This window comes from Pseudomonas sp. F220 (assembly GCF_057813935.1).
The window spans coordinates 1-255 of the sequence record NZ_JBVASJ010000209.1; the positions used below are offsets into that span (position 1 = coordinate 1).

General features: G+C 53.3%; 1 protein-coding gene. It reads right to left on the minus strand.

The window, feature by feature from the left end; translation table 11 throughout:
• Nucleotides 1–255: type VI secretion system baseplate subunit TssF (locus tag ACZYSM_RS29670; protein ID WP_489077258.1), on the minus strand; the 255-nt coding region annotated here is incomplete at both ends.

The window sequence follows — 255 nt, forward strand, 5'->3', positions numbered from 1 at the left end:
TACGCTGACTGTGGTTCTCGTTCCATCGCAGGCACTTTCCAGTAGGTTGCAAGATCAGCGTGAGCTGGTTGAATAAATGAATGTCGGCATACAGGCCAAAGAAGCGGTGGAGCATCTCGCCAAACAGGCTGATGTCGCCCTCCCCGGAAAAACCATTGGCATCCAGCGTGACTTCGATATCCACTCCGCGCAGCAAAAAGCCTTTTTCGAAACGCTGCACCAGGTGATGGCGAACCTCGACAATCGCTTCCAACC